This window comes from Desulfovibrio sp. DV, from assembly GCF_001936595.1.
Lineage (GTDB): Bacteria > Desulfobacterota > Desulfovibrionia > Desulfovibrionales > Desulfovibrionaceae > Solidesulfovibrio.
This window is the reverse complement of sequence record NZ_MLBG01000047.1, coordinates 25,362-32,357: the sequence shown is the minus strand read 5'-3', so window position 1 is coordinate 32,357 and position 6,996 is coordinate 25,362. Positions and strand designations below refer to the sequence as shown.

4 protein-coding genes and 1 tRNA gene are annotated in these 6,996 nt (G+C 65.7%); 1 reads left to right on the top strand and 4 read right to left on the bottom strand.

Annotation, left to right across the window (positions count from 1 at the left end; genetic code table 11):
- The 3 genes from DVDV_RS11825 to DVDV_RS11815 all read right to left on the bottom strand — a co-directional run.
- A partial coding sequence (locus DVDV_RS11825; protein WP_075354870.1) for a Nif3-like dinuclear metal center hexameric protein occupies positions 1-843 on the bottom strand: 843 nt, incomplete at its 3' end.
- 132 nt (positions 844-975) lie between these two features.
- Positions 976-1,051 (bottom strand) — tRNA-Ile (locus DVDV_RS11820).
- A 63-nt stretch (positions 1,052-1,114) separates the two neighbouring features.
- Complete coding sequence (locus DVDV_RS11815) at positions 1,115-2,020, bottom strand: NAD(P)/FAD-dependent oxidoreductase (RefSeq protein ID WP_075354869.1); 906 nt, start codon at positions 2,018-2,020, stop codon at positions 1,115-1,117.
- Between the two features lie 183 nt (positions 2,021-2,203).
- On the opposite strand from DVDV_RS11815, the gene DVDV_RS11810 reads away from it, so the two are divergent.
- Positions 2,204-4,963, top strand: coding sequence for a PAS domain S-box protein (locus DVDV_RS11810; RefSeq protein ID WP_075354868.1), 2,760 nt, complete (start codon positions 2,204-2,206; stop codon positions 4,961-4,963).
- A 292-nt stretch (positions 4,964-5,255) separates the two neighbouring features.
- On the opposite strand, the gene DVDV_RS11805 is transcribed toward DVDV_RS11810, so the two are convergent.
- Entirely contained in the window at positions 5,256-6,932 is a 1,677-nt protein-coding gene (locus DVDV_RS11805; RefSeq protein ID WP_075354867.1) for a glycosyltransferase family 2 protein, read from the bottom strand.
- Positions 6,933-6,996: the final 64 nt, after the last annotated feature.

The following is a 6,996-nucleotide window of genomic DNA, read 5'->3' as shown; positions in this document are numbered from 1 at the left end:
GGCCTGGGCCTGGTGGTATTTGAGATCGCCGGTGACATAGACGTCGGCTCCGGCGGCAAAGGCCCGGGAGGCCATGTCCGCTCCGGAACCGGGGCAGTAGGCCACACGGGCGACGGTGGCCGGCAGTTGGCCGGCCAGGGTGAAAAAGGGACGGGGCAGCAGGCGGGCCAGTTGATCGAGGAAGGCGGCACCGTTTGTCGGCTGGGGCAGATCGCCCACCAGCCCATAGCCGTAGGTCTCAAAGGGCTCGGCCAGTTCCGTGGCTGCAAGCAGTGTGGCGTCGGGAACGGCAGCCAGGAGGGCGGCGGCCACGGCCCGGCGGCTTCCGGCCGGGCAGACGACGTCCAGGCAGTCTGGGCCGAGGCTTCTTGTCGTCACCCGGGGCAGGGCGGCCAGGGCCTGGCTTGCGGCCGCTACGCCGGCCGGTGCGTCGTAGCGTTGGGAGACAAAGGGCGTGCGTCCGGCCGGCTCCAGGATGCGCCGGTTGTCCAGGGCCAGGGCCTTGGCCAGCCAGCCGGCCGGGCCGTCGGTGACCACATCGAGCGACGTGTGGGCGCTATACAGCGTGGCCCCACGGCCAAGGACCAGGGACAGGACGCGGTGGAAATCATCGATGCGGTCAGGCAGGCGCGGGGTCAGGGCCAGGGGATGGTGGGTCAGGACGACTTGGGCCCCCCAGTCCAGGGCGTCGGCAATGACGCCGGGCAGCGGATCAAGGGCCACGGCCAGCCGGTCGCAGACGGCGGCCGTGCCGGCGATCTGGAGGCCCGAGCGGTCCCAGGACGCGGCCCGGGCCGGGACGGCCACGGCCTCGATGCAGTCGATGAGGTCAGTTACGCGCATGATCCAACAAAAAAGGCGCTTTTTGAGGCCTTGTGGGCATAAAAGCGCCTTTGCGGTATCTCCCGGGTCGCCGCTTTGGCGAGAAAGGCAGGATCGGGATGGGTGACGGGATAGATCATGAATCCTTCGTCGTGGTGGGCCTACCAGGATTCGAACCTGGGACCTGCCGGTTATGAGCCGGTGGCTCTACCAACTGAGCTATAGGCCCATGCCGCGTTGCGAACTAATATTTATATGGCGCGCGGCATGGTCCTGTCAAGATGTGACCGATTCAGGAAGCGGACTTGCCGGCCCGTTCCTTGATATGGGCAATGGCCGCCCGGCCGGCCTTGGCCCCTTCGCCCACGGCCACGCTGATCTGCATGAAATGTCCGACACAGTCGCCGGCGGCAAAAACACCGGGAACATTGGTCTTTTGCTCGTGGTCCGCCTCAATGAAGGCGCCCGACGTGGCCACGCCCAGGGTCTTGGCGAAATCCAGGGCCGAGGCCTGTCCCATGGCCACAAAGAGTCCCTCGGCCTCGATTGCCGTACCGTCTTCCAGCACGGCCCCGGTCATGGCCGGTTCGCCGGCCAGCCGGACGATCTTGGCCGTGGACACGGGAATCCCGGCTTCGGCCAGACTGGCGGCAAACCGCTCGTCCATGGCCGGTTCCTTGCCCTGGGTGTAGATGGTGACGTTCGAGGTGAAATTCGTCAGTTCCAGGGCCTGATTGGCGGCGTAGTTGCCTTCGCCGACCACGACGACCTTTCGTCCCCGGAAAAAAAAGCCGTCGCAGCTCACGCAGTAGGACACGCCCTTGCCGTCGTAATCGCCGATGTTGGCGATGCCCGGGCGCACCCGGTTGACGCCGGCGGCGATGATGATCGCCTCGGCATCGTATTCGCCCTTGTCGGTGACGCAGTGAAACGAGCCGTCCTCGGCCATGTGCACGGCCAGCACCCGCTGGCAGACGATGGCCGTTCCGAAACGCTCGGCCTGGCGCAGGCCGCGCTCGATGAGGTCGCGCCCGGAAATGGTTTCCGGAAAGCCGAAATAGTTGTCGATGTCGTAATCGCCCGCGATTTTGGGCTCACAGCCGGCCACAACCGTGGCCATGCCGGCCCTGGATGTGTAAATGGCAGCAGACAGGCCGGCCGGCCCGGAGCCGATTATCAGACATTGGGTGCGATTCATGTGATTCTCCCTTGCCGCGCCGCGAAGGGCTTCTTACAAGACCCGGTGCAGGACTACGGCGACAGCCGACCGGTTCCCCGGGCGGCCTGTGGTCCACTCCGCGTTGTCATGGCTGTGGACCTCAAGTACCATGCGCACTTGAGCCGAGATTGGCAAGACCCGCTCGTTTCAAAGGAGGCTGGCATGGCCGAGTCGCAACAAAGGCCCGTGGAAATGACCCCGGAAGGGGAGCAAAGCCTCTACGAGAAGGCCCCGGTGATGTTTCATTCCATCGACAGCCAGGGCCGGCTGCTGTCGGTCAATGCCTTGTGGCGAGACGTGCTTGGCTATGAAGCAAAAGACGTTGTCGGCCGCCATCTGGGCGAATTCATGACGGAAGCTTCCCGGGCTGAGCTGGAAGAAACCCTGCCGCTTTTTATCCGGGAGGGCCGGCTCACCGAAAAGGCCTACCGGATGGTGGCCCGTAATGGCCGCATCCTCGACGTGCTGCTTTCGGCTATCGGCGAATACGACGCAGCCGGCGGGTTCGTCCGGTCCCTGGCCGCCATCAAGGACATCTCCGACCGACGGAGCACCGAAAGCGCGCTGGCCAAAAGCGAGGAATTGTTCCGGCTGGCCTTTGAAAACGCCAATGAAGGGTTGTCCATCGTTGACACTGAGGGCCGGTTTTTACGGGTCAACGCAGCCCTGTGCAATTTTTTCGGCTACGACGAAGCCACGCTGCTTGGCAAAACCGTCAATGACCTGGCCGCATCCGGCAGCGAGGCTGTCAGCCCCCGCTATATTTCCCTGGCCCTGGCCAGGGTTCGGGAGCAGTTTCGTTTTGAGAAATGCTACCGCCATGCCTCGGGCAAGGCCATCTGGGGTCGGGTGTCGGCCAAGCTGGTGCGGGGGGAGGACGGAGAGCCGCTCTATTTCATTTCTCATGTGTTGGATGTGACTGCGGTGCAGCAAAACGCCGAGCAACTCACCCTGCACGCCAATACCCTGGAGGCGCTGCTGCGGCTGGGCCGGATGCGCGAGGCCGATCTCACGGAGTTTGGGAGCTTTGTCCTGGCCCGGGGGGTGGAGCTCACCGCCAGCAGCGGCGGCATCGTGGCCATGTCCGATCCCCAGGCCGGCGGATTTGCCGTTCTGGCCGCCACGCCGCAGGCCCTCCAGGCCTTCGGCCTGCCTGAATCGACCCAGGTCTTTACCGCAGCCGAGGCTCCGGCCCTGTTCCGGGCTGACGAGGCCGGGGCGTTTCAAACCGATGCCGCTGTCCGGCAACTTGTCGTTCCCATGCGGGACGACCCGGCCACCGTGCTGCTGCTGGCCGTCACGGGCCGGTCCGCCGCCTACGGCGACGACGACATCCGTCGCCTGACCCTGCTTGGCGAGGGTGTCCTTGGCCATGTCAAGGAACGCCGCCGGGAGCAGGCCCTGACCCGGGCCAGACGGCAGGCCGAGGCGGCCAGCCAGGCCAAAAGCGGCTTTCTGGCCAACATGAGCCACGAAATCCGCACGCCGCTCTCCGGCATCATCGGGCTGGCCCAGATGACCCTGACCCAAAATCCCCGGCCGGAACTGCGGGAGAATCTTGAGCTTATCCTTGATTCCTCCCGGTCTTTGCTCGGCATCGTCAACGATATCCTGGATTTTTCCAAGATCGAGGCCGGCAAGATGGAATTTCTGCCGGTGGATTTCGATCCCCGGGACACCCTGGATCGGACCATGAAGCCGTTCCAGTTCTCGGCCCGGCAAAAGGGACTGACCCTTGACGTGCATATTGATCCGCAGGTGCCGGCCATGGTCCACGGCGATCCCGACCGCATCATGCAGGTGGTGCGCAACCTCGTTGGCAACGCACTCAAATTCACCGACCACGGCGAGGTGGAGGTGACGCTGTCCCTGGCCCGTCCGGGCGACCCGATGCTGGTGGCCTGCAGTGTGCGCGACACCGGCATCGGCATTCCCGAGGACAGGCAGCACGAGCTGTTCCAGGTTTTTTCCCAACTCGAATCCACCCGCACCAAACGCTTCGGCGGCACGGGCCTCGGGCTGGCCATCAGCCGACGGTTGGTGGACATGATGGGCGGGAGCATTGACGTGGAGAGCGTACCGGGCCAGGGCAGCACCTTTTCCTTTACCGTGTCCCTGCGTCCGGCCAGCGAAATCCCGCTGGAGCCGCAGCGCCCCCAGGTCGTGTCCCAGGCCGGTGGCTTTGCCGGACTGAAGGTGCTTCTGGCCGAGGACAATCAGGTCAACCGCCTTTTCCTCAAGCATTTTCTGGCCGAGGCCGGCTGTCAGGTCCGTCTGGCCGGCTCCGGATCCCAGGTTCTGGAGCAGTTGTGCCAGGAGCCGGCCGATCTCGTGCTGATGGATATCCAGATGCCGGAAATGGACGGGGCCGAGGCTACGCGGCGTATCCGGGCCGGCGAGGCCGGCGAGGCGGCCCGGGGGATGCCGGTTGTGGCCCTTACCGCCTACAGCATGAAGGGCGACCGGGAACGGTTCCTGTCCGTCGGTCTGGATGATTATGTGTCCAAGCCAGTGGACGTGGACGAACTTTTCATGGTCATGCGCCGGGTGCTCGACCGTCCGGGCCGGAAAGAGCGGCCAACGCCCCTGGCTGCGCCGGCCATGGACATGGCCTATTACGAGGAGCGGGGAAAAACGGCCTTTGCCCGGGAAATCTGCCGGATGTTCCTGGAGGAAAGCCCGCAGGTGGCGGCGGACCTGGAGCAGGCGGTACGCGAGCAGAATTGGGGGGCTGCCGGCGACGCCGCCCATACCCTGCTTGGCATGGCAGTGCCGCTTCGGGCCAGGGCCCTGACCGAAGGGGCGCGGCGGCTACAGGAGGCCGGCCTGACCGGTGACGCGGACGGGTGCCGGGACGCCTGCCGGCTCGTTTCAGACGAACTTGGCCGGGTCCAGACCGCTATCCGCGATCTGCTCGACTAACCCGTCCCGGGCGTTGCTCCGGGGGATGCCGGACCGGCAGCCACCGGAGCAACCGTCTGTCACATGCTGCCAATTCTTGTGTATTTTCAAATGGATATAACGGTCTTTGCCCCGGACAAATGGTGATTTCCGCCAAGCACAGGCCTGGGCTGTTTCGGTCCACAGCCGATTGAATTGTCAGCCAGTGCCACGAACCCATTTGAATACTTCTCCCAGCGAGGGGTCCGGGATCATCCCCCCAGCCGGGTCCGGGGCAGCGCCCCAGCCTTTTCGCTTTGTTTTCCCCCACCACTCACAACCCATCCACCACCCGGGCCTTTTCCAGCAGATCGCGGCCGATTAGGGCCAGATCCTCGCGCCACAGGCGGTCGGCGTCGGCGTCGGCAACGGCGTATTCCAGCTTGATCTTGTTGCCGAGCACCTGGCTCACCTGGGCCTGGGTCTGGGCCTTGGCCAGACTGGACCCTTGTTTGTGGGCCACGCGCACCGTACCGTCGTAGACGCAGGGATAGCCGGCCAGAAACGAGCGGATGTCGCGTTCGAGGTCGTCAAACTGGGTGGGGTTGAACCGGATATCGAAGGGGCCGGCTTTTTCGATGGCTTGGCGCGAGAGCAGGTGACAGCAGCCGGATACGGACAGGCAGGGGCGGCGGTAGGCGAAAAGACTCAGGTCGGGTGCACCCCGGCAGGGTTCGCAGACAAACAGGCGTTCCTTGGCCTCGGCCAGGCTCGGCTGGCCCATGTCCGGGGGAAAGAGGTTGAAGTCGGCGGACTGGTGGTCGCGCGGGGCGTCCATGTCGGTGATGGCGCAGCCGACAGCCCCGCTGGCAGGATTGTCCCGGGCGGTGGCCAGCAGCCGGGAAAGCCAGTCGGCTTCCGGGAAGGCGTCGTCGTCAAGAAACGCGACATGGGAGCAGGCGGCCACCTCGGGCAGGGCCAACAGCCAGTTCCTGGCCCCGGGCGCGCCGATATTGACCGGCAGACGCACGCTTATAAACCGGTCGGCCGGGAAGCGGGCGGCAATCCCGGCCAGCATGTCCGGGGTGGCGTCGGTGGAGCCGTTGTCCAGCACGGCGATGACCGCCTCGCCAAGATCGGTTGCGGCCAGATGGTCCAGGCAATCGTGAAAGAGCTCGGCCTTGTTGAGCGAATAGAGGCACACGGCCGCTTCGCCGGCCTTGGCCGGGGGCGGGGTGGACACCGGTCTGGCCAACTCAAAAGCCCGAAGGGTGAGATTGACGTGGCAGGGCAGGGCGCGCCGGGCAGCCAGACAGGCGGCCAGCGCCCCGCCCCGATCGCCCAGGCGGCCGAAGCAGTGCGAGGCGGCCACAGCGGCAAAAAGGCCCCATATCTCGGTATCCAGGGCGGCTATGCGGTCCAGGGCGACCGGCGGAGGCAGGCGCAGCACGGCAAATTCGGCGGCCAGCCGGGCGAAAAGCGGCGGCGGCACAATGGGGGCAAAGCCGGCCAGCAGCTGTTCGGCCTGCCCGGCGTCAGGCAGTCGGCACAGGGCACCATAGGCCGGGGCCAGCCGGGCCAGACCGGCCGTGCGGTCCCGGGCCGACACTTCCAGATAGTGCACCAGCAATTCGGCATCGCCGCTGGCCTGGATGGCCGCAAAGGATATGTTGTCATCGTCCAGGCAGGGCAGGCCGGCTAACAGTCCCGCCATGGCCGCGGCCCGGGGCGGCAGGAACGGGGCGTCGGCCTGGGTCCGGGCGAGCAGCTCCAGGCTTGGCGCGTCAAAGGGATCGAACTGGGCGGCATAGGCGAGGAGCCCCTTGGCTGCGGCGGCGAAATCCGGCTGGGTTGGTCCCTGGGCCAGGAGCAGGCCGGCCAGGGAACGGCGCAGTTCGGGTTGCTGGGAGGTCAGCGCCCAGATCGGCAGGGCCTTTACGATGCCGGCCAGAAACTGCGGACCCGGTTGCGGCAGGGGGGGGATGGCGATGCGGCGCGGATCGATGGGCATGGCGGTCCTTTTCCCTTGGAAGCGATGGTGCTAGGTTCTCCTGCGTAACTACCCGGTCCTTCGG